Genomic DNA, 19,872 nt, shown 5'->3' with positions numbered 1-19,872 from the left:
GCCTCAAGCCGATGGGGCTCAGGCCAGCGCCATCCCGCGCATCAACGAGGCGAAAAGCCCCTTGCCATCGCTGCTGCCAAGCGCAGCCTCGGTTGCGCGTTCGGGATGCGGCATCATTCCCAGCACCCGGCGGTTTTCCGACAGGACTCCCGCAATGTCGCCCATGCTGCCGTTGGGGTTCTGCGCATAGGTGAAGGCGATCCGGTCCTCGCCGCGCAGGCGGGCCAGCCCGGCCTCGTCGATGGTGTAGTTGCCGTCGTGGTGCGCGATCGGCACCTGGATCTCCTGCCCCTTGCGGTAGGCGCTGGTGAAATCCGACTGTGCCGTCTCGACCCGCAGACCGACCGTCCGGCAGACGAATTTCAGCGTGGCGTTCCGCATCAGCACCCCCGGCAAAAGGCCCATCTCGGTGATGACCTGGAAGCCGTTGCAGATGCCCAGCACATAGCCGCCCTTTTCCGCATGGGCCCGGATCGCGTTCGAGATCGGGGACTGCGCCGCAATCGCCCCGCAGCGCAGGTAGTCGCCAAAGCTGAACCCGCCCGGCACCCCCACCACGTCCACGCCCGCGGGCAGGTCCGTATCCTTGTGCCAGACCAGCGCCACCTGAAACCCTGCGCCTGCGAAGGCCACGGCCAGGTCACGGTCGCAGTTCGAACCCGGGAAGGTGACGACGGCAGCTTTCATCGGGGCGACTCCTTTTCTGGAATGGCCGCCTGATAGCCGGTTGCGTGAAAAAGGGCCAGAGCTTGTGCCGCCCCGCAAAGCCGCTAGGCTGCGGAAATGCTCGACGATACCACTCTCTCCGCCCTCCGCGCGCTGTTCGGCGACCGGCTGTCCGTCGCGGCTCCGGTCCTATCCGAACACGCCCAAAGCGAAAGCCTCGTTTCCGCAGGCCTGCCCGACGCCGTGGTCTTCCCGCGCGCGACGGATGAGGTCGCCGCCCTCGCCCGCTGGTCAACCGCCCACCGCGTCCCCCTGATCGGCTGGGGCGCGGGCACTTCGCTTGAAGGCCACGCACTGGCCGTTGCCGGGGGTGTCGTCGTCAACTTCCGCGACATGACCGCCGTTCTCGAAATCCACCCCGAGGATCGCCTCGTCCGCGTCCAGCCCGGCATCACCCGCGAAGCCCTCAACACCGAACTCCGCACCACCGGCCTGATGTTCCCCGTCGATCCCGGCGCAAACGCCTCTCTCGGCGGGATGGCCGCCACCCGCGCCTCGGGCACCACCGCCGTCCGCTACGGCACGATGCGCGACAATGTCCGGGGGCTGGAAGTGGTTCTCGCCAGCGGAGAGGTCATCCGCACCGGCACCGGCGCGCCCAAATCCTCCTCCGGCTACGACCTGACCGCGCTTTTCGTCGGCTCCGAAGGCACCCTCGGACTCATCACCGAGCTTACCCTGAAACTCCACGGCCAGCCCGAGGCGGTGATGACAGCCGTCGCCGCCTTCCCCTCCGTCGGGGCCGCCGTCGACTGCGTCATCGCCACGATGCAGATGGGCCTGACCCCGGCGCGGATCGAGTTCCTGGACGCAGACACCGTCGCCGCCTGCAACGCCTACTCGCGCCTTTCCCTCCCCCTCGCTCCGCAGCTGCTGGTGGAATTCCACGGCCACCCCGAAGGCCTGGCCGAAGACGTCACCCGTTTCCGCGCCTTGGCTGCGGACCACGGGGCCAAGGGCCTCGATTGGGCCGAGAAACAGGAAGGCCGCACCCGCCTCTGGGCGGCCCGCCACAGCGCCTATCGGGCGATCCTCGCGTCCCGACCGGGGGCAAGGGCTATTGTCACCGACGTCTGCGTCCCGATCTCGCGCTTGGCCGAAGCGGTGGAGGAAACCCGCGCCGACATCGCCGCGTCAGGCATTCCCGGCCCGATCCTCGGTCATGTCGGCGACGGCAATTTCCATGCGATCCTGATGGTGGAACCCGCGCGGCCCGACGAGGCGGCAGCCGCCAAGGCGCTGGCGCAGCGGATGGCAGAACGCTCGCTCCGTCTAGGCGGCACGATAACGGGTGAGCACGGCGTGGGCTTCGGCAAGCTCGGCCTCATGGCAGCCGAGCATGGCGCGGGCTGGCAGGTCATGGGCGCGGTGAAAGCCGCGCTTGACCCCTTGAACCTCATGAACCCGGGGAAGGTTGTCCCCCCGTCAGCCATGAGCTTCAGGCATGACTAGAGATCAAAGCTTGACCGGCGAAACAGGCCATTGTCGATCTCACGCTGGCGGCGTTCCAGGTCGATGCGGCTGACCGAGGCGTCCAGATAGGCGCGCTCCAAGTCGGCGATGCGGGGGAAGGCTTTCCCGGAAACCAGCGATTTGAACAGGTTGAACATGATGATGTCCTTTCTTCTTGCCCAGAAGATAGGACGCTGCAGCGCAGCATTGTAGGTCCAAGCCGAGAACCCCGCCATGCAGCAGACGCAACAGTCGCCACAATTGCGCCGCCACTTTACGCGAACCGCCTAACCCTGCAGCAAGGCCCGCGCCGCCGCCCGCGCGGCCTCGGTCACCGTGTCACCCGCCAGCATCCGGGCGATCTCCTCGACCCGCTCCTCCGGCCCCAAGCCCGTGACGGTGGAGAGCGTCTGCCCCTTCGCCACCCGCTTCTCCACCCGCCAATGCCGCGCGCCAAAGGCCGCCACCTGTGGCGAATGCGTGACCACCAGCACCTGTGCGCCCTGCGCCAGCGCCTTCAACCGCCGCCCCACCGCATCCGCCGTGGCCCCGCCAACGCCCCGGTCGATCTCGTCGAAGATCAGCGTCAGGCCCGGGCTGTCCCCCGTGAGACACACCTTCAGCGCCAGCAGGAACCGGCTAAGCTCCCCGCCCGAGGCAATCCGGTTCAGCGGCCCGGCAGGAGCCCCGGGGTTGGTGGCCACCGTGAAGGTCACCGCATCCACCCCCTCCGGCCCCGGCTCGCCGCCCGTGACCTCGGTCGCAAAGACCGCCCGCTCCATCTTCAGCGGCGCCAATTCCGCCGCCATCGCCGCATCCAGCTTCTTCGCCGCCTTCATCCGCGCCGCAGTCACCCGCGCCGCCTCGGCCGCATAGGCCTCCTCCGCCTCGGCCACCGCCTTACCCAACTTGGCCAGGCCAGCCGCCCCGCCATCAATCGCAGCCAGCCGCGCCCGCAGCCCCTCGGCAAAACCGCCCAGATCGTCCGCCAGCACCCCATGCTTGCGCGCCAGCGCCCGGATCGCGAACAGCCGCTCCTCGACCCGCTCCAACTCGCCTGGATCGAAGTCCAGCGCCTCCAGCGCCCGCTCCACCCCGCCTTGCGCCTCACCCAGCTCGATCAGCGCCCGGTTCAGCGCCTCCATCGGCGCGTCCAGACGCCCCTCGGCCTTCTCCGCCGCGCCATCGAGCCAGCGCAAGGCATCGCGCATCCGGCCCTCGGCGCCCTCGTCCGACAGGGCCATCAGCGCCTTCGCCACGTCCTCACGAATGCGGCCCGCGCCCTGCATCAGCCGCCGCCGCGCATCCAGCGCCTCGTCCTCGCCGGGTTGCGGATCCAGCTTGTCCAGCTCTGCCACCGCATGGCGCAGGAACTCTTCCTCGGCCGCCGCCCGTGCCAAGGCCCCCGCTGCCTCGGCCAAAGCCTGACGCGCCTCCCGCTGCGCCGCCCAAGCTGCCCGCAGGCCAGACAAATCCAGGCCCGCAAAGGCATCCAGCAGCGCCCGATGCCCCCGCGGGTTCAACAGCCCCCGGTCGTCGTGCTGCCCATGCAGTTCCACCAGCGTGTCCGACAGGTCCCGCAAGACCTCGCCCGAAACCCGCCGGTCATTGACGAAGGCCGTCTTCCGCCCGTCCGAGGCATTGACCCGCCGCAGGATCAGCTCGTCCTCGGCTTCGATCCCCGCCTCCTCCAGCACAGCCCGCGCCGCATGGGCCGGGGCCAGATCGAAGACCGCCGTCACCTCACCCTGCGCCGCGCCCTGGCGCACCAGTTCCGCCCGCCCCCGCCAGCCCAGCACGAAGCCCAAGGCGTCCAGCAGGATCGACTTCCCCGCCCCGGTCTCGCCGGTCAGCACGTTCAGACCCGGCTCAAGCTCCAGGCTCAGCCGGTCGATGATAAGGACATCGCGGATATCCAGGCTACGCAGCATCGAACGGCCCGTAGGGTGCGCATTCATTGCGCACCATCGTTACAACCACTCGCCCTTCACCATCTGGCGATAGATCGTGCGCAGCCAGCCTTCGCCCTTGGCCTCCGGCGACAGACCCTTGCCCTTGAGCAGGCGGAACGTGTCGTCATAGAACGGCGAGGCCTGGTAGTTGTAGCCCAGGATCGCCCCTGCCGTCTGCGCCTCGTCGGTCAGACCCAGCGCCAGATAGCATTCCACCAGCCGGTGCAGCGCCTCGGCGGTCTGGGTGGTGGTCTGGAAATCCGCCACCACGGTCCGGAACCGGTTGATCGCCGCCGCATAGTGCCGCCGCTTCAGATAGTAGCGCCCGACTTCCATCTCCTTCGCGGCCAGCTGGTCGAAGGCCAATTCGAACTTCAGAATGGCCGACCGGGCGTATTCGCTGTCGGGATAGGTCTCGATCACGTCGCGCATGCCCTGCAGCGCCTGGAAGGTGATGCCCTGGTCGCGGCCCACGTCGTCAATCTGGTCGTAATAGGACAGCGCCATCAGATAGAGCGCGTAAGGCGCATCCTCGTCGCCGGGATAGAAGTCCAGGAACCGCTGCGCCGCATCGCGGGCCTCGGGGTATTCCTTGGCCTTGTGATGGGTGAAGGCCTGCATGATCAGGGCGCGCTTGGCGAATTCGGTATAGGGGTACAGCCGTTCGACTTCTTGGAAGTAGACCAGCGCATCCTTCGGACGCTTGCCGGTTTCCAGCTCCAGCTCACCCTTCTTGTAGATCTCTTCGGCGGTATAGCTGTCCAGCGCGCGTTCCTGCTGACCGCCGCCGCAGCCGGCCAGCATTACAACCAGAACCGCCGCTCCAACAAACCCTGCGCCGGGCCTTCTGCCTGACATTCTTTGCCTATCCAACCTGCAGCCCGGGCGGTTCGCCCTATGTTTGGCCCGTCCTAGCACAGAAAAATCCGGCGCGCAAAACGCCTTTCGTGACTTTGCGCAGGTTCAGACTTGGACGTGGCGCACCGGCAGATCGCCCGCATGGACCCCCACGCCCGGCAGCTTGCCCAGCGTGCGCGGCCCGCAATCGACGATCTCGTAGGCCGTGGCATCGGCAAAAAGCGCCCGCAGCAGGCGGTTGGTCAGCGCGTGACCGGCCCGCTCGCCGACATAGCGGCCCAGGATCGGGCCCCCGGCCAGGGCCAGATCACCCACCGCGTCCAGCATCTTGTGCCGCACGGGTTCGTCGGCATGACGTAAACCGCCCGGCGACAGCACCCGGTCGCCGTCGATCACAACCGCGTTCTCCAGCGTGCCGCCCAGCGCCAGCCCGTTCGCCCGCATCGCGTCGACATCGGCCTGACGGCAGAAGGTGCGGCTGTCGGACAGCTCGCGCACGAAGGCGCCATTCGCCATGTTCAGGCGTCGCGCCTGCACGCCGATGGCCGCGTCTTCAAAGTCGATGCGGAAGTCGATTTCCAGCATGTCCGCCGGTTCCAGCCGGGCAACCGCGTCACCCTCGCGCACTTCAACCGAAGCCAGGACGCGGACAGCGCGGACCGGCTGGTCCTGCTCGTCCAGACCGGCGGCCATGAAGCCCTCAATGAACGGCACGGCCGAGCCGTCCAGGATGGGCACTTCCGGCCCGTCGATCTCGATCAGCGCGTTGTGGATCGCAAAGCCCGCCAGCGCCGCCATCACATGCTCGATGGTGGAAACCGAAACGCCCGCGTCATTCTCGATAACCGTGCACAGCCGCGAGGGCATCACCGCATCCCAGCGCGCCGGGATCAGCGCCGCCTTGCCTGCAACATCCGTGCGCCGGAACCAGATGCCATGATCTGCCGGTGCCGGGCGCACGACCATCCGCACGGGCAGGCCCGTGTGCAGGCCAAGCCCAGTGAAGGTCGCAGGGGAATTCAGCGTATTCTGCACGTCTCGCCTAACCTCATGCCGGGCAGGTTCGACGCCTGCTTCCGGTTGAGTGTTAGCTATTCGTTAAGACGCCTGAGCTCAACTCACTCTTTGTGACGGTATGTGACAGCTTTGAAATGTTCGGCAAGTCATTGGTCTGTAAAGGAAAAGGCCCGGTTTCCCGGGCCAGTCTCTGGTAGTTTGCCGCGTTCTTTTCAGTTGGCCTGGCGGCGCAGGAAGGCAGGAATCTCGATCCGGTCCTGATCGGAACCCATGTCGTGGTCGTCGTCGTAGGAGGTCACCGGCGGCTGGGCGCGCGCGGCCGGGGCCGTCGGGCTGGCCGCTTCCAGGTGGCCCGCCATCCGGTTGATCAGGGACCCGATCCCGAACCGAGGCTTCGCGGCAGCCGCCGGGGCCGGGGCCGGGGTCGGCGCCGCAACCGGGGTCGGGCGGGTGAACTTCGCAGGCGCGCTGCCCGGACGGCTGACCGCCGCCTGCAGCCGGGCCAGGGCCTCGGGCGAGGGCTGGCCGGCAACCCGCGGACGCGGCGCGACAAAGTCGCTCGGGTCGGCTTCGATGGCTGCCGGGGTCGACCGGATCAGCGTCGGCTGGGGCGCCGGCTGCGGGCGATAGGCCGGCGGCGGCAGGTCGTCCTCGACCGCCATGGCGTCCGCGTCCATGTCCGCCTTCGAGGCCGCCGCGTCGAAGGCCGCATCGGCCACCGTCTCGACTTCTTCCTCGAAGACCGCACGCTCTTCCATCACCGGCTCGGGCGCCGGGGTGTAGACCGGGGCGGCCGCACGCGGCGCTTCCGGCTGGTGCTGCACCGGGCTCAGCGTCAGCGGCGTGCCCATGCTGCGGCGCGCGACCGGCGTCTCGGCCTTGTTCGCGGCGCTGGCATCGATCCCGGTCGCCACGACCGACACACGAATACGGCCTTCCATCGCGGTGTCCAGGGTGGAACCGACGATGATGTTCGCCTCCGGGTCCACCTTCTCGCGGATGATGTTCGCGGCTTCGTCCAGTTCGAACAGCGTCAGGTCATGGCCGCCGGTGATGTTGATGAGAACACCCTTCGCGCCGTTCAGGCTGATCTCGTCCAGAAGCGGGTTGGCAATCGCCTTCTCGGCCGCCTGGATCGCCCGGTCGTCGCCCGTGGCCTCGCCGGTGCCCATCATCGCCTTGCCCATCTCGTCCATCACCGCGCGAACGTCCGCGAAGTCGAGGTTGATGAGGCCCGGTCGCACCATCAGGTCGGTCACGCCCTTGACGCCCTGATAGAGGACATCGTCAGCCATGGCGAAGGCTTCGGTGAAGGTGGTCCGCTCGTTCGCCAGCCGGAACAGGTTCTGGTTCGGGATGATGATCAGGGTGTCGACGACCTTCTGCAGGCTCTCGATCCCCTCCTCGGCCTGGCGCATCCGCTTCTGGCCCTCGAACTGGAAGGGCTTGGTCACCACGCCCACTGTCAGGACGCCCAGCTCCCGCGCGGCTTGCGCGATGATCGGCGCCGCACCCGTCCCGGTGCCGCCGCCCATGCCCGCGGTGATGAAGCACATGTGCGCGCCTGCCAGGTGGTCGACGATTTCTTCGATCGTCTCTTCCGCCGCCGCCGCCCCGACCGAGGGCCTTGCCCCCGCGCCCAGACCTTCCGTCGCCTTCACACCCATCTGGATGCGCGATCCTGCCCGGCTTTGCTGCAAGGCCTGCGCGTCGGTGTTCGCCACGACAAAGTCGACGCCTTCCAGCGCCTTGTCGATCATGTTGTTCACCGCGTTGCCGCCTGCACCGCCCACACCGAACACGGTGATGCGGGGCTTCAGCTCTTCACGCTCCGAAGTCATCGTCAGATTGAGTGCCATTGTTGGTTTGCCTGTCCGTTTGTCCGCCGCCTGTTTCCGGTCCTTTCCGCCATTAAATCCCCGCGGAAGGCCGACTTATCCCCGATTCTATCCACAACGTTTCAAAACGTCACGCGAAAACTCGCGTCAAACCACGAAATCTGGGGGTCAAACCCCCGAATTCAGCGGTATTTCGCCCTGAGGGCGTGGATATAGTGGTCACCAGTTGTCCTTGAACCATTTGACGGCCCGCCGCAACGAACGTGCCGGATAGCGCTCGGTGGGAATCTCGAAGTCCCACCATTCGTCCTGCGGATGCGCCGCGAACAGGCACAGACCCACGGCCGAGGCAAAAGCCGCTCCCGTCGCCGCTTGCGGCAGACCCTGCACCCGCAGGGGCCGCCCAAGCCGCACCCGCTGGCCCAGGACCCGCGTCGCGATGCCATCGAGGCCCGGAATCTGGCTGCCGCCACCCGTCAGCACGATCTGCTGGCTCGGCAGCGTGTCGAACCCCGCCACGTCCAGCGTTGCGCGCACTTCCTCCAGGATCTCCTCGACCCGCGGCCGCATGATCCCGATCAACTCGGTCCGGGAAATCTGCCGCCGGTCCTTTTCCCAGTCGCCACTGTCGCCGCCAATGTCGATCATCTCGCGGTCATCCATGCCGGTCGCATAAAGCCCGCCATGCCGCGTCTTGATCCGTTCGGCCGTGGCCATCGGAATCTGCAGACCCTTGGAGATATCGCTCGTCACGTGATCCCCGCCCATCCGGACCGAATCCGCATAGATCATGTGCTTCTTCATGAAGATCGAAATGCCGGTCGCGCCGCCACCCATGTCGATGCAGGCCGCGCCCAATTCCTGCTCGTCCTCGACCAGGCTGGAAATCGCGCTGACATAGGCCGAGGACGCAATCCCCGCCAATTCCAGGTCACAGCGCTTGATGCAGTACAAAAGGTTCTGCACCACATCCCCGTCGACCGACAAAAGATGCATGTCCACCGCCAGCCGATGCCCGATCTGCCCGCGCGGATCGCCAAGGCCCGACCGATGGTCCAGCGCAAAGTTTACCGGCTGCGCGTGCAGCACTTCGCGCCCAGCGCCTAGGTCCGGCACATCACACGACGCCAGCACCCGGCTCACATCCTGCTCGGTGACCACGGAATCCTGCAGGTCCAATTCCCCCGCGAGGCCATAACTCCGCGGCTCCGCGCCCGAGAAGCAGGCGATCACATGATCGACCCGCACATTCGCCATCTTCTGCGCCGCCTGCACCGCCGTGCGGATCGCGCGTTCCGTCTCGTTCATCACCGCGATCTCGCCAAAGCGGACCCCGCGCGAGCGGGTCGTCGCCGCACCGATCACCCGGAACTGGCTTTGCCCCGCCATTGGGCCCACGCCGTCCTGCTCGCGCAGCCGGTCCGGCCCATCGAACCGCAGGACAAGGCAGGCAATCTTCGACGTGCCCACGTCCAGAATGGCGATCACGCCACGCTGCATCGCGGCCTTGCGCATGTTCCGCATCGCACGCTGGGAAGTATAGAGATCGGTCACAGTTCGTTCTCCACGGTTTCAAGGCCCTGCGCGCGACGGGTCTCGGCCAGGGCATGGGGGGTAAGACGAAGGGTGGGGCGGTGGTCCGACCGCAAGTCGACGGTCAGGATGTCTCGGTTCATCAGGTCCTGCGCATGGTCCAGCGCCAGAAGCCGTTCCAGCGCCTGCACCGGGTTTGTCTCGGGCAGAAGCACGCGCTGCTCGCGGTCCAGGACCAGGTCCCAGCGCCGCTCGCCCACGCGGACAAGGCCACGGATGCGCGGGGTCAGCGGGCCAGCGGCGGCGATCAGCTCCAGCGCCTCGGGCGTGGTGGCATCCGCCCCTTCGCCCGCGATCAGCGGCAGGTCGGCCCGGTCGGCCCGCGCCCGAAGGCCCGCGACCCGGTGCCCGGTCTCGTCAACCAGCGTCAGCCCGTCCTCGGTCCGCCAGACGGCGACCGGCACGCGCTCGGTGATGACAACTTGCAGAACTCCACCCGACCGCACCCGCAGGTCGGCCTTCTTGACCGCATCCAGCGCCTCGATCCGGTCGCGCGCAGCGTCGAGGTCGATGTCGAAGGACGACATCGGCAACGGGAGCGCCAGCTTGGCCCGTACCGCCTCGGCCAGGTCCTCGGACGCGCCCTCGACGCGGGCCAGCGACACCCGGAACTCCGGCCGCGCCTCGAATTCCTCGCGCAGATGTGTCAGCTGCCCGATCACCGCCTGCCGGTTCGGCTCCTGGCTGAACCACAGCGCAACCGCGCCCAGCACCACCAGCGTCGGCAGGCCCTTCCAGACGAAGCCGCGCACATAGGGCGTCAGCATCAGCCTTTGCAGCCGGTAGTCCCATTTCGACGGCGCGGGGTCCTTGCGAACACGCGTAGGACGGCGGGCGCTCAGCGATTGCATGACGCGTCCTCCACCATCCAGGCGCAGAACTCGGGGAAGCCGATCCCCTGATGCGCCGCCTGTTCCGGGGCGAGCGAAGTGGGCGTCATCCCGGGCTGCGTGTTCGTCTCCAGAAGGATCAGCCCGGCGAGGCCCCGGCTTTCGTCCCAGCGGAAGTCCGTACGCGACACCCCCCGGCAGCCCAGCGCCTTGTGCGCCCGCAGGGCATAGTCCAGACAGGCCGCCTCGATATCCTTCGGCAGCTTCGCCGGGCACTCGTGGCGGCTGCCACCGGGCGCATACTTCGCCTCGTAATCATACCAGCCCGAGGTGATGATATCCGTCACCCCCAGCGCCCGGTCTCCCATCACCGTCGTCGTCAGCTCCCGGCCCGGCACATAGGCCTCGACCATCACCACGTCGGGCATCGAGGCCGCCAGCCGAGGCGCGTTCGACCCCTCGCGGACGATATAGACCCCGACCGAGGAGCCTTCATTGTAAGGCTTCACCACGTAAGGCGCGGGCAGGACATGCCCCGCCTCCACCGCCTCGCGGCTGGCCAGCACGCTGTCGACCACCGGCAGACCCGCGGCCTTGTAGACTTCCTTGGTCTTGACCTTGTCCATCGCCAGGGCCGAGGCCAGCACCCCGGAATGCGTGTAGGGAATGCCCAGCCACTCCAGCATCCCCTGGACGCAGCCATCTTCGCCCCAGCGGCCATGCAGCGCGTTGAAACAGACATCGGGTTTCAGGTCGGAAAGGCGCGCAGGCAGATCGGGGCCACAATCGACCTCCGTCACCCGGTACCCCGCCGCCCGAAGAGCCGCCGCGCATTCGCGCCCAGAGACAAGCGACACCTCCCGCTCAGCGGAAAGCCCACCCATCAGAACCGCCACTTCGGGGGCCATCCTGCTCGATGCGCCCGCCATACACTGCCTCATCCGGGGCTTATCTGCGCCCCGTGATCTTATTCGTCCTGCGAGTATTCTCCGACCCGCATGATTTCCCACTCTAGCGTGATACCGCTTGATTGGTAAACCTTTTTCCTGACCTCTTCGCCGAGATTTTCAAGGTCCGCCGCCGTCGCGCCGCCTGCATTGATCATGAAGTTGGAATGCATGACCGACATCTGCGCCCCGCCAACCCGCGCGCCCCGCATTCCGGCGTCGTCGATCACCTTCCAGGCCTTCAGCTCATGCGTGTCATCGGCCTTGCCAGTCGACGAGAACCCCGCCGGATTGCGGAACGTCGACCCCGCCGACCGCTCCTTCGTCGGCTGCGACGAATCCCGCTTGGCAATCTGCTCCACCATCCGCGCGTCCAGCACCGCCGGATCGCCCTTCGGCGCGCGGAACGTGGCCGAGACAATGACCGAGCCCTCCGGCAAATCACTCTGCCGATACCGCAGGTTCAACGCGCTGGCAGGCAGTGTTACCACTTCCCCGGTCCGCGTGACCACCCGCACCTCCTCCAGCACGTCGGCCACATAGGACCCGTAGCACCCCGCATTCATGCGCACCGCGCCGCCGATGCTGCCCGGAATGGTCCGCAGAAAGGTCAGGTCCACCCCCGCCTCCGCCGCCCGCCGCGCCACATGAGCATCCAGCGCCGCCGCCCCGGCAACTACGCGGTCGCCCTGAACCTCAATCGAATTAAACCCCCGCCCCAGCCGCACCACCACCGCCCGGATCCCGCCATCCCGCACGATCAGGTTCGACCCGACCCCCATCGGGAACACGGGCATTAAGGGATCAAGCCCCCCCAGAAACGCACACAAATCCGCCTCGTCCGCCGGCTGGAACAGCCAATCCGCCGGCCCGCCGACCCGCAACCAGGTGAGGTCCGCCAGCGGCCGATCCGGCGTCAACACGCCGCGTACAGGGGGAAGAGTGGTCATGCGCGGTTGGTAGCCGCGCTGACGGGGCGGACGCAAGGGCTTCCGCCATGGGGTTCACCTGTGGCCAGGATACTGGCGCGGCTTGCGACCTGCCGTCTACCGGGCGCTCCTCGGCGTCGTTTCAGGTCGCAGTGCATGGCGTGCCCTCGATCTGCCGCACCGCTTTGGCCAGGGCGGCAGGACCGGCCTGCCAGAGGTCGTCGGGGATCAGGGCCACCCGGCGCTGCAAGTCCCAGTCAAGCTGGCTGCCCGACAGGACCCCGTCCCACCAACGGGTCCAGAAGGACCATGTGTCGTGGTCGCGCGCCCAGATTGCGCGGGCCATCGTATCGGGGCCAGTGAACCAGTCAGGCGGCATCTCGGGCCAAAGGGCGCAGGCCTGGGGATCGCGACCTGCGGCCAGATCGCGCGCATCGGCCTGAATGGCGGTCCAGTGAGCGGCGCCTGCGAGATTGCCAGCAGAGTAGAGGGCCTGTTCCGAAACGAAGTCGGCGGCGGCACGCGCGTCGGGAGTAGAGACGGCAGCAGAGACCGCAGCCAGAGAGGCAGAGGACGCGGCAGAGGAAACCTCTGGCCGGAAAGTGGTCTCTGCGGCGGCGTCAGCTGCGTCTGCGGCAGCATGGGCTGCAGTAATCGCGGCATGGTCACCGGCGGCAGTGCAGGCGCGGGCGACGGCAGAGAATCCGGCACGCGCCCTGACGGCGAGGGCGGCGGCGGCCCTGACTTCGGCGCTGGGACAACGGCGCGCAAAGCCCGAAGTCAGCAAAAACCGAAGCACTGGCAGCGCAGTCAAGTCAGCCGCCTGCGCCCAGGCGGCGTCCATGGCGCCTGACCACAACGGGCAGACACGCAGGGCGGCGCGGGTCGCGATGCACAAGTCATCGGCCTGTCGTGTCGCTTGGGGCCGGGTCTTCAGCCATGCAGCTAGGCCCTCTCGATCCTTGATGACTTCCACTTCCATGGCCGCAGTTTCGGCGACCAGGGTTCGGTGCGCAAGGCGCGTTCCCTTGCCCCCCGCCCTCATCGGCTGGGTCTGGCTCTGACGGCGAGGATCACCAGGTTCCCGAAGAACTCCGGCGTCAAGGCTGACCCAGATGCTCAAGGCGATCAGGCCATCGGCCGCGCGCCGGGTGACATGCACACCCAGCCCCGCTGACCCAGCATCTACGCGGCTGCCCGCAGTCTCAACTTTATTGGCCGCCGCCCCAGTCGGGTCACCCCTGCCCAGATATCGCAATCCTGCAGGATCCGGTTAGACCCTAGCCTCAGTCGGAAGAACCGACACACCAGGCACCAGCCCGGAACGGCGCGATGGTCCGCCGCTTCTGCGGGCAGGCCCCGCCATGCCGCCCGCCCAACCTCCCGAACCCACGTCAGGTCCGCCCAGTGGCTATCCAGCCTCGGCACGCCACATGCAGGGCGAAGTCTGGTCATCTTCCACGCCTTCCGGGCCGCCTGGTTGCACGGCGAACTTGGCCTACTCATGCGCCCCCGCCCGCCAGCGCTGGTACAGCCCCAGCGCCGCGGCCAGTGCTGTCCCGACGGTCAGGGGCAGCCAGATGAACATGACCGCCAGCCCACGGCCCATCGCCTCTTCGGCGTGGCCCAGCGGTGCTCCGGCTACCGCCAGCGTGATCCCGGCCAGCGCGCCGGGCATGAGCAGTCCCGGCCACAGCCCGAAATGCCGCGCCACCGCCCAGGCCCCCCAGCCGCCCAAGCCAAGGCCAATGACGACCAGTACCAGGAATCCTCCCGCCATCGGACGCTACCCCCGCTGAAACCCAGGCCGCAGATCAGCCCGGTCCCGGGGGTCGCGACAAGTCGGGAAAAGCCGCCCTCAGGCCCGCCGCCTCAGGGCAACCACGATGCCGACCGCCGCTCCGACCAGGACCGGCGCGGTGAAGACCAGCGTCTCCTGCACGAGGTCGATCCCCCCGGCGAAGTCCAGCCCCTGTTCCTGCCAGGTCATCCCGACCAGCGCCGCCAACGCCGCGACCGGCAGCACCACGGCCGCGCCCCAGCCATAGCGACGCGTCACCGCATAGGACATGACCCCGACAAGGATCACCGTCACCGCACCGATTGCCCAGAAGATCCAGTTCATTCCGCCTCACCCGAACTGACGGCGCAGCCAGCGCCAGAGGAAGATCACCGGCCAACGCAGGACCGAGGCCCCCGCGGCCAGCAACAAAAGCCCGACCAGCGGACCCGAAACCCAGGTCGCCCATCCCAGAAGCGGCACGCCGATCGCGATCAGCACATAGGCCGCCTTCCAGTGATGATCGCGTGAGGGGAACATGGCGATCACATTGGCCACGACCAGCCAGAGCAGGCACAGCACAAGCGGCCAGTAATCCGGGTCCGAACCGAAATTGCCCATCATGCAGCCTCTCCCGACACAATGGTGAACAGCGCCGCACCCAGCGCCGCAAGCGCCGCGATCAGCCCGGCCCAGGGCACCCAGCGCGGCACCCGGAACGGCGCCTCCGGTTCGCGGCGGTGCAGGCGGATCAGCGCGGCATTCACCACCACGAAAACCGCCAGCAGCACCGCCGAAGCCGCCTTGGCCAGCGTCTCGACCGGCAGCACCAGCGCCGCGGCCAGCACCGCCCCGCCGACCAAGAGCGTTGCCCGCGCCGGCGTGCCAAAGCGCCCATGCGCCTCTGCCAGCGGCGCCAGCACCCGGCTCCGCCGCCCCAGCCCGAACAGCACCCGCGCCGCCATCACGATCTGCGCCAACACCCCGTTCAGCGCCGCCGCCACGGCAATTGCCGACAGAAACACCGCCGAGCCGCCCATCGCCCGCTCCCAGATCAGCGCCACCGGCTGCTCGCTTCCGCTCAACTCGGCGTGGGGCACGACCCGCACAGCGGCAAAACTGACCGCCATGTACAGGACCGCCGTGATCGCCAGCGCCAAGAGGATCGCCCGCGGCATCGCCCACTCGGGGTCCTTGGCCTCTTCGGCCATGTTGGTCAGGTCCTCGAAGCCGATGAAGGCGAAGACCGACAGCGAAATCGCCGCCGCGATCCCCGCCAGGGGTGGCGCGGGCAAGTCCGCCAGGCCCACCCAGTCCGGGCCCGGCGCGGCCAGGAACCCCGCCCCGATCACCGCCACCAGACCCGCAACCTCGACCAGCGTCAGCACCGCGATCAGCGCCAGGCTTTCCAGGACGCCAACCACCGCCACCACAGTCAGCACCACCCCGATCAGCAGGATCAGCAGCGGCACCGGCCAGTCGACGAACGCCGTCAGATATCCCACCCCGCCGCGCAGCACCGCCGCGGCCGAGATGATCCCGGTCAGCGCAATCGCCAGCCCGGCCAGAATGCCGAACCCGCGAGAAGAGAAGCCCCGCTCGACATAGGCCGCCTGCCCCGCCGCCTCGGGCAGCCGGGTGGCGAACTCGGCATAGGACAGCGCGGAAAACAGCGCCACCAAGCCCGCCAGCAGAAAGGCGAAGGGCGCCCAGATCCCGGCATGGCCCACCACCGTGCCGACCAGCACATAGATGCCTGCCCCCACCATGACGCCCACGCCATAGGCGGTCAGCAGTCCAAGGCCCAGACGGCGCTCCAGGTGTTCAGCCATCACGGGGCCCCACTCGCGGCAAAGCCAGTGAACCCGGGCACGGCGGCAAGGTTCCCTGCCCGGCCCGGCCCCGGTCCGCTCATTTCTCCAGGTCCTTCGGCAAGGGCGCCGGACGGCCCAGCGCGCGACGGACGAAATAGATCAGCGGGTTGCGGAACATCGAGACGAAGGCCACCAGGCCCACCAGGAGCCAGACCCAGCCATGCACCCAGCCGACCCAGACCAGTAGGATCGGCGCCAGGATCAGAAGGACCAGCCCCGGCGCCATCTGCCGCTTCATCGGCAGCATGGCGACCGCAGCCGCCGCCAGAACCCAGAGGCACAGGAAGAACAGCGGTGAGACGTAGCCGATCACCCGCGCGCGTCAGGGCAAAGGCATCCGATTTTTCGCAGAAAAATCGTCCCTCTCACGCCGCTGCCCCCATCAGTTTGCCCGGAAGGGCATTCGCCCAGCTGGAAATAGTCCCCGCGCCCAGGCAGACAACCATGTCACCGGGCCGCGCCTGTTCCTTCACCAGCCGCGCCAGCTCGCTTTCGTCCTGCAGCGCGCGGGCATGCCGATGGCCATGCGCAATCAGCCCCGCCACCAGGTCATCGCGGGAGGCCCCCGGGATCGGGTCCTCGCCCGCCGCATAGACCTCGGCGATGGCCACCACATCGGCCTCGTTGAAGCAGGTGCAGAACTCTTCGAAGAGGCTCGACAGCCGGGTGTAGCGGTGCGGCTGGTGGACCGCGATGATCCGCCCCTTCGTCGCCTGACGCGCGGCCTTCAGCACTGCGGCGATCTCCACCGGGTGGTGGCCGTAGTCGTCGATGATCGTGACCCCGTTCACTTCGGCCACCTTGGTGAAACGCCGGTTCACGCCCGCAAACCCGGCCAGCGCCTCGCGGATTTCGTCCTTCTTCATCCCCAGGTGCCGCGCCACGGCGACTGCCGACAGCGCGTTCGAGACGTTGTGGTCCCCCGGCATCGGCAGGGTGCAGCCCTCGATCATGCTGCCCTCGCCCTGCAGCGCGATGTCGAAATGCGCGACGCCGTTCTCATACCGCAGGTTCACCGCCCGCACATCGGCCTGGGCGTTGAAGCCGAAGGTCACCACCCGGCGGTCGGTCACCCGGCCCACCAGCGCCTGCACCTCGGGATGATCCGTGCAGCACACGGCCAGCCCGTAGAACGGAATGTTCGACACGAAATCCAGAAAGCCCTTCCGCAGATTGTCGAACGTTCCCCAATGCTCCATGTGCTCAGGGTCGATGTTGGTCACGATGGCGATCGTCGCGGGCAGCCGGTTGAAGCTGCCATCCGACTCGTCGGCCTCCACCACCATCCACTCACCCGCCCCGGCCCGGGCGTTCGAGCCATAGGCGTGGATCACGCCGCCGTTGATGACCGTCGGGTCAAACCCGCCCTTGTCCAAGAGCGTCGCCACCATCGTCGTCGTCGTCGTCTTGCCATGCGTCCCGGCGATGGCGATGTTGGACCGCATCCGCATCAGTTCCGCCAGCATCTCCGCCCGGCGCACCACTGGCAGCTTGCGCCGCCGCGCTTCCTCAAGCTCCGGGTTGCCCTTCTTGATCGCCGACGAGATCACGACGACCGAGACACCATCGCCGATGTTTTCGGCCTTCTGCCCCTCGAAGAAGGTCGCCCCCAGCTTGACCAGCCGGTCGGTGATCTTTGAGGCCTTCGCATCCGACCCCTGCACCCGGTAGCCCAGCGTCATCAGCACCTCGGCGATGCCCGACATCCCGATCCCGCCGATGCCGACGAAGTGGATCGGCCCCAGCTCCAGCGGAAGCTTCGTTGCTGCGTTCATGTTGCGTCTCCGCCTAACTCTTCCACCAGCGCCACCAGCCGCGCCGTCGCGTCCGGCTTGCCCTCGCCCAGGGCCGCCCGCGCCATCATCTCGGCCTTGTGGGGGTCTTCCAGGATCGCGGCGATGTGGCCCGCAAGGGCACTGGCGTCAAGCGCCTTCTCCTGGATCACCACCGCCGCCCCTGCGTCAGATGGTCCCTTGGCATTGGCCGTCTGGTGGTCCCCTGTCGCCGTCGCCAGGGGGATCAGGATCGCCGGTCGCCCGATGACCGAGATGTCCGCCACCGACGACGCGCCGGATCGCGAAATCACCAACTGCGCCTCGGACAGCCTGCGCGGAATGTCCGCAAAGAACGGCGCGATCTCCGCCCTCACCCCCGCCGCCTCATAGGCCTCGGCGGCCCGCGCACCGTCCTCGTCCCGCGCCTGATGCGCCACCCGCAGGTTTGCCCGCAGCCCTTCCGGCAACAGCGCCACCGCCGCCGGGACCACATCCGACAGCACCCGAGCGCCCTGTGAGCCCCCGATCACCACCAGGCTCATCGGATAGTCGCCAGGCGGGATATAGGGCGCCGAGGCGCGGTCCAGCACCGCCTGCCGCACCGGGTTGCCCGTGGCCTCTCCGGTCACACCCGCTGGCAGGGTGGTGGGCCACGTCCCGCAAGCGACCTTGTCCACCCGGCGCGCGAACACCTGGTTCACCCGGCCCAGCACCCCGTTCTGCTCATGGATCATCCGCGGTCGCCGCAGGACCCAGGCCGCCGACAGCGCGGGGATCGAGGGATATCCGCCGAACCCCACCACCACCGCCGGCTTGTCGCGCAACTGCGAAAGCATGGCTCCGATCACGCCCCCCAGAATCCGGAACGGCACCATCAGCTTTGCCGCCGCCCCGCCCCGCGCAAAGGTCGCGCTGGCCACGCGCTCGATCCTCACCGCCTCGGGAAACCCGCCCGCGTACCGTGCGCCCCGGTCGTCGGTGGACAGCTTCACCCGCCACCCCCGCGCCAGCATCGCCTCGGCCAGGGCTTGCGCCGGGAACATGTGCCCCCCGGTCCCCCCCGCCGCGATGAGAAGAAGCTTTGCCATCACCGACCGCGCCGGAACACGTCGCTCATCTGGCCCCGAGGCCGCTCTCGCGTCAGCGCCAGGAGCATCCCCAGAGTGATCCCCGCCGCAATCACCGACGACCCGCCGTAGCTCACGAACGGCAGCGTCATCCCCTTGGCGGGCAGAAGTCGCACCGCGACGCCCATGTTGATCATCGCCTGCACCCCGAAGATGCACGCAAGCCCCGCTCCCGCCAGCCGCGCGAACGGGTCGCGCTCGGGCAACAGCCGCCACAAGGACCGCACCACGATCACCCCGTAGACTGCCAGGATCAGCAGCACCAGGATCAGCCCGTATTCCTCGGCCGCGACCGCGATGATGAAGTCGGTATGCGCGTCCGGTAGCGACCACTTCACCTGCCCCTCGCCCACGCCCACCCCGAAGAACCCGCCCTCCTGGATCGCGTTGGCCGCGTATCCCAGCTGAGTCCGCGGGTCCACGTCAGGCGACAGGAACCCGTCGATCCGCCGCGCGAAGTGTTCGCTCGACTCATAGAACACCAGCCCCGCCGCAGCGGTGATGCCCCCCACGACCCCGATCAGCAGCATCGGAGCGCCACCGACGAAATAGACCACCCCCCAGGCGAACAGGATCAACGCCGACTGGCCAAAGTCCGGCTGCATCGCCAGGAACGCCACCACGACCAGCGTCAGCGCAAAGGAGATCGTCTTGCCCGGCGGCCCCGCCAGATCCTGGCTCGCCGCGATCAGCCAGGCCACGACGATCACGAAACCGGGCTTCAGGAACTCCGATGGCTGCACTGACGCAAACCCGAAGGAAAACCACCGCACCGCGCCCTTGCCGAAATCGGTCCCGAACAGCGGCAAGGCCATCAGCGCCAGCATCGACACCGCAAACCCCATGACGCCCAGGCGGCGCACCATGTCGGGCGGCATCATCGAAATCCCCAGCATCACCACCAGCGCGACGCCGCCAAAGAAGGCCTGGCGCTGCACATAGTAGAACGGCTCCAGCCCGTTGCGCGTGGCCAGGGGCACGCTCGCCGCCAGCCCCAAGAGAAGCCCGAACCCGAACAGCACGAAGACGCAGGTCAGCGTCCATTTGTCGATCGTGCGCCACCACCGTGGGATGACCGGCTCGGAAACCCGCACCGGATTCGAGCCATAGACCATTTCAGTCATGGAATACCGCCTGTCACGCCTGCTCTGCCTCAAGCCCGGGTGTAACCCCC

General features: G+C 67.8%; 20 protein-coding genes. 1 reads left to right on the top strand and 19 read right to left on the bottom strand.

Annotated features, from left to right (window positions below; translation table 11 throughout):
* Positions 1-18: 18 nt before the first annotated feature.
* Positions 19-687, bottom strand: a complete 669-nt coding sequence (gene purQ / locus AC2EAL_RS19630; RefSeq protein ID WP_484725926.1) for a phosphoribosylformylglycinamidine synthase subunit PurQ — start codon at positions 685-687, stop codon at positions 19-21.
* 96 nt (positions 688-783) lie between these two features.
* On the opposite strand from purQ, the gene AC2EAL_RS19625 reads away from it, so the two are divergent.
* Complete coding sequence (locus tag AC2EAL_RS19625) at positions 784-2,178, top strand: FAD-binding oxidoreductase (protein WP_484725925.1); 1,395 nt, start codon at positions 784-786, stop codon at positions 2,176-2,178.
* On the opposite strand, the gene AC2EAL_RS19620 is transcribed toward AC2EAL_RS19625, so the two are convergent.
* The 18 genes from AC2EAL_RS19620 to AC2EAL_RS19535 all read right to left on the bottom strand — a co-directional run bounded on the left by AC2EAL_RS19620 (position 2,175) and on the right by AC2EAL_RS19535 (position 19,822).
* Positions 2,175-2,336, bottom strand: a complete 162-nt coding sequence (locus tag AC2EAL_RS19620; protein WP_484725924.1) for a hypothetical protein — start codon at positions 2,334-2,336, stop codon at positions 2,175-2,177. The genes AC2EAL_RS19625 and AC2EAL_RS19620 overlap by 4 nt on opposite strands.
* Before the next feature lie 129 nt (positions 2,337-2,465).
* Positions 2,466-4,109 (bottom strand): DNA repair protein RecN, encoded by a 1,644-nt coding sequence (gene recN, locus AC2EAL_RS19615; RefSeq protein WP_484725923.1) that lies wholly within the window; start codon positions 4,107-4,109, stop codon positions 2,466-2,468.
* 39 nt (positions 4,110-4,148) lie between these two features.
* Positions 4,149-4,988: an outer membrane protein assembly factor BamD gene (locus AC2EAL_RS19610; RefSeq protein WP_484725922.1), complete on the bottom strand. Its 840-nt coding sequence runs from the start codon at positions 4,986-4,988 to the stop codon at positions 4,149-4,151.
* A gap of 105 nt (positions 4,989-5,093) precedes the next feature.
* Positions 5,094-6,023: a UDP-3-O-acyl-N-acetylglucosamine deacetylase gene (gene lpxC, locus AC2EAL_RS19605; RefSeq protein ID WP_484725921.1), complete on the bottom strand. Its 930-nt coding sequence runs from the start codon at positions 6,021-6,023 to the stop codon at positions 5,094-5,096.
* 194 nt (positions 6,024-6,217) lie between these two features.
* Positions 6,218-7,864, bottom strand: a complete 1,647-nt coding sequence (gene ftsZ / locus AC2EAL_RS19600; RefSeq protein ID WP_484725920.1) for a cell division protein FtsZ — start codon at positions 7,862-7,864, stop codon at positions 6,218-6,220.
* 198 nt (positions 7,865-8,062) lie between these two features.
* A complete protein-coding gene (ftsA, locus tag AC2EAL_RS19595) occupies positions 8,063-9,397 on the bottom strand; it encodes a cell division protein FtsA (RefSeq protein ID WP_484725919.1) in 1,335 nt (444 codons plus the stop codon).
* A complete protein-coding gene (locus tag AC2EAL_RS19590; RefSeq protein WP_484725918.1) occupies positions 9,394-10,287 on the bottom strand; it encodes a cell division protein FtsQ/DivIB in 894 nt (297 codons plus the stop codon). Before AC2EAL_RS19590 ends, ftsA begins: the two co-directional genes overlap by 4 nt.
* Positions 10,275-11,195: a D-alanine--D-alanine ligase gene (locus AC2EAL_RS19585; protein WP_484725917.1), complete on the bottom strand. Its 921-nt coding sequence runs from the start codon at positions 11,193-11,195 to the stop codon at positions 10,275-10,277. The genes AC2EAL_RS19590 and AC2EAL_RS19585 overlap by 13 nt, the downstream gene beginning before the upstream one ends.
* Before the next feature lie 38 nt (positions 11,196-11,233).
* Positions 11,234-12,163, bottom strand: a complete 930-nt coding sequence (gene murB / locus AC2EAL_RS19580; protein ID WP_484725916.1) for a UDP-N-acetylmuramate dehydrogenase — start codon at positions 12,161-12,163, stop codon at positions 11,234-11,236.
* A gap of 121 nt (positions 12,164-12,284) precedes the next feature.
* Positions 12,285-13,124: a hypothetical protein gene (locus tag AC2EAL_RS19575; protein ID WP_484725915.1), complete on the bottom strand. Its 840-nt coding sequence runs from the start codon at positions 13,122-13,124 to the stop codon at positions 12,285-12,287.
* 516 nt (positions 13,125-13,640) lie between these two features.
* A complete protein-coding gene (locus AC2EAL_RS19570) occupies positions 13,641-13,922 on the bottom strand; it encodes a hypothetical protein (RefSeq protein WP_484725914.1) in 282 nt (93 codons plus the stop codon).
* Positions 13,923-14,000: 78 nt separating this feature from the next.
* Positions 14,001-14,267: a hypothetical protein gene (locus tag AC2EAL_RS19565; protein ID WP_484725913.1), complete on the bottom strand. Its 267-nt coding sequence runs from the start codon at positions 14,265-14,267 to the stop codon at positions 14,001-14,003.
* 6 nt (positions 14,268-14,273) lie between these two features.
* Positions 14,274-14,546, bottom strand: a complete 273-nt coding sequence (locus AC2EAL_RS19560; protein WP_484725912.1) for a DUF2484 family protein — start codon at positions 14,544-14,546, stop codon at positions 14,274-14,276.
* Positions 14,543-15,754 carry an APC family permease gene (locus AC2EAL_RS19555; RefSeq protein WP_484725911.1) on the bottom strand — a complete coding sequence of 404 codons (1,212 nt, stop codon included), beginning with the start codon at positions 15,752-15,754 and terminating at the stop codon, positions 14,543-14,545. The genes AC2EAL_RS19560 and AC2EAL_RS19555 overlap by 4 nt, the downstream gene beginning before the upstream one ends.
* 79 nt (positions 15,755-15,833) lie before the next feature.
* Positions 15,834-16,109, bottom strand: a complete 276-nt coding sequence (locus AC2EAL_RS19550) for a DUF2484 family protein (RefSeq protein ID WP_484725910.1) — start codon at positions 16,107-16,109, stop codon at positions 15,834-15,836.
* Between the two features lie 52 nt (positions 16,110-16,161).
* The gene (murC, locus tag AC2EAL_RS19545; RefSeq protein WP_484725909.1) at positions 16,162-17,571 is read right to left on the bottom strand and encodes a UDP-N-acetylmuramate--L-alanine ligase; all 1,410 of its coding nucleotides are present in this window, start codon (positions 17,569-17,571) and stop codon (positions 16,162-16,164) included.
* On the bottom strand, positions 17,568-18,659 hold the full coding sequence (locus AC2EAL_RS19540; RefSeq protein WP_484725908.1) for a UDP-N-acetylglucosamine--N-acetylmuramyl-(pentapeptide) pyrophosphoryl-undecaprenol N-acetylglucosamine transferase: 1,092 nt from the start codon (positions 18,657-18,659) through the stop codon (positions 17,568-17,570). The genes murC and AC2EAL_RS19540 overlap by 4 nt, the downstream gene beginning before the upstream one ends.
* Positions 18,659-19,822 carry a peptidoglycan glycosyltransferase FtsW gene (locus AC2EAL_RS19535; RefSeq protein ID WP_484725907.1) on the bottom strand — a complete coding sequence of 388 codons (1,164 nt, stop codon included), beginning with the start codon at positions 19,820-19,822 and terminating at the stop codon, positions 18,659-18,661. The genes AC2EAL_RS19540 and AC2EAL_RS19535 overlap by 1 nt, the downstream gene beginning before the upstream one ends.
* Positions 19,823-19,872 lie beyond the last annotated feature (50 nt).

The organism is Tabrizicola sp. T74 (genome assembly GCF_057219935.1).
The sequence above is the reverse complement of the archived record's forward strand: the minus strand, read 5'-3'. Positions and strand labels throughout refer to the sequence as shown.

Coding starts and splice junctions, on each gene's coding strand:
- murB (WP_484725916.1), bottom strand. CDS start 12,163: ATGACCACTCTTCCCCCTGTACGCGGCGTGTTGACGCCGGATCGGCCG.
- AC2EAL_RS19610 (WP_484725922.1), bottom strand. CDS start 4,988: ATGTCAGGCAGAAGGCCCGGCGCAGGGTTTGTTGGAGCGGCGGTTCTG.
- recN (WP_484725923.1), bottom strand. CDS start 4,109: ATGCTGCGTAGCCTGGATATCCGCGATGTCCTTATCATCGACCGGCTG.
- AC2EAL_RS19555 (WP_484725911.1), bottom strand. CDS start 15,754: ATGGCTGAACACCTGGAGCGCCGTCTGGGCCTTGGACTGCTGACCGCC.
- AC2EAL_RS19625 (WP_484725925.1), top strand. CDS start 784: ATGCTCGACGATACCACTCTCTCCGCCCTCCGCGCGCTGTTCGGCGAC.
- murC (WP_484725909.1), bottom strand. CDS start 17,571: ATGAACGCAGCAACGAAGCTTCCGCTGGAGCTGGGGCCGATCCACTTC.
- AC2EAL_RS19560 (WP_484725912.1), bottom strand. CDS start 14,546: ATGATGGGCAATTTCGGTTCGGACCCGGATTACTGGCCGCTTGTGCTG.
- AC2EAL_RS19565 (WP_484725913.1), bottom strand. CDS start 14,267: ATGAACTGGATCTTCTGGGCAATCGGTGCGGTGACGGTGATCCTTGTC.
- AC2EAL_RS19540 (WP_484725908.1), bottom strand. CDS start 18,659: ATGGCAAAGCTTCTTCTCATCGCGGCGGGGGGGACCGGGGGGCACATG.
- AC2EAL_RS19570 (WP_484725914.1), bottom strand. CDS start 13,922: ATGGCGGGAGGATTCCTGGTACTGGTCGTCATTGGCCTTGGCTTGGGC.
- AC2EAL_RS19620 (WP_484725924.1), bottom strand. CDS start 2,336: ATGTTCAACCTGTTCAAATCGCTGGTTTCCGGGAAAGCCTTCCCCCGC.
- ftsZ (WP_484725920.1), bottom strand. CDS start 7,864: ATGGCACTCAATCTGACGATGACTTCGGAGCGTGAAGAGCTGAAGCCC.
- AC2EAL_RS19575 (WP_484725915.1), bottom strand. CDS start 13,124: ATGGAAGTGGAAGTCATCAAGGATCGAGAGGGCCTAGCTGCATGGCTG.
- AC2EAL_RS19585 (WP_484725917.1), bottom strand. CDS start 11,195: ATGGCGGGCGCATCGAGCAGGATGGCCCCCGAAGTGGCGGTTCTGATG.
- AC2EAL_RS19590 (WP_484725918.1), bottom strand. CDS start 10,287: ATGCAATCGCTGAGCGCCCGCCGTCCTACGCGTGTTCGCAAGGACCCC.
- AC2EAL_RS19535 (WP_484725907.1), bottom strand. CDS start 19,822: ATGACTGAAATGGTCTATGGCTCGAATCCGGTGCGGGTTTCCGAGCCG.
- purQ (WP_484725926.1), bottom strand. CDS start 687: ATGAAAGCTGCCGTCGTCACCTTCCCGGGTTCGAACTGCGACCGTGAC.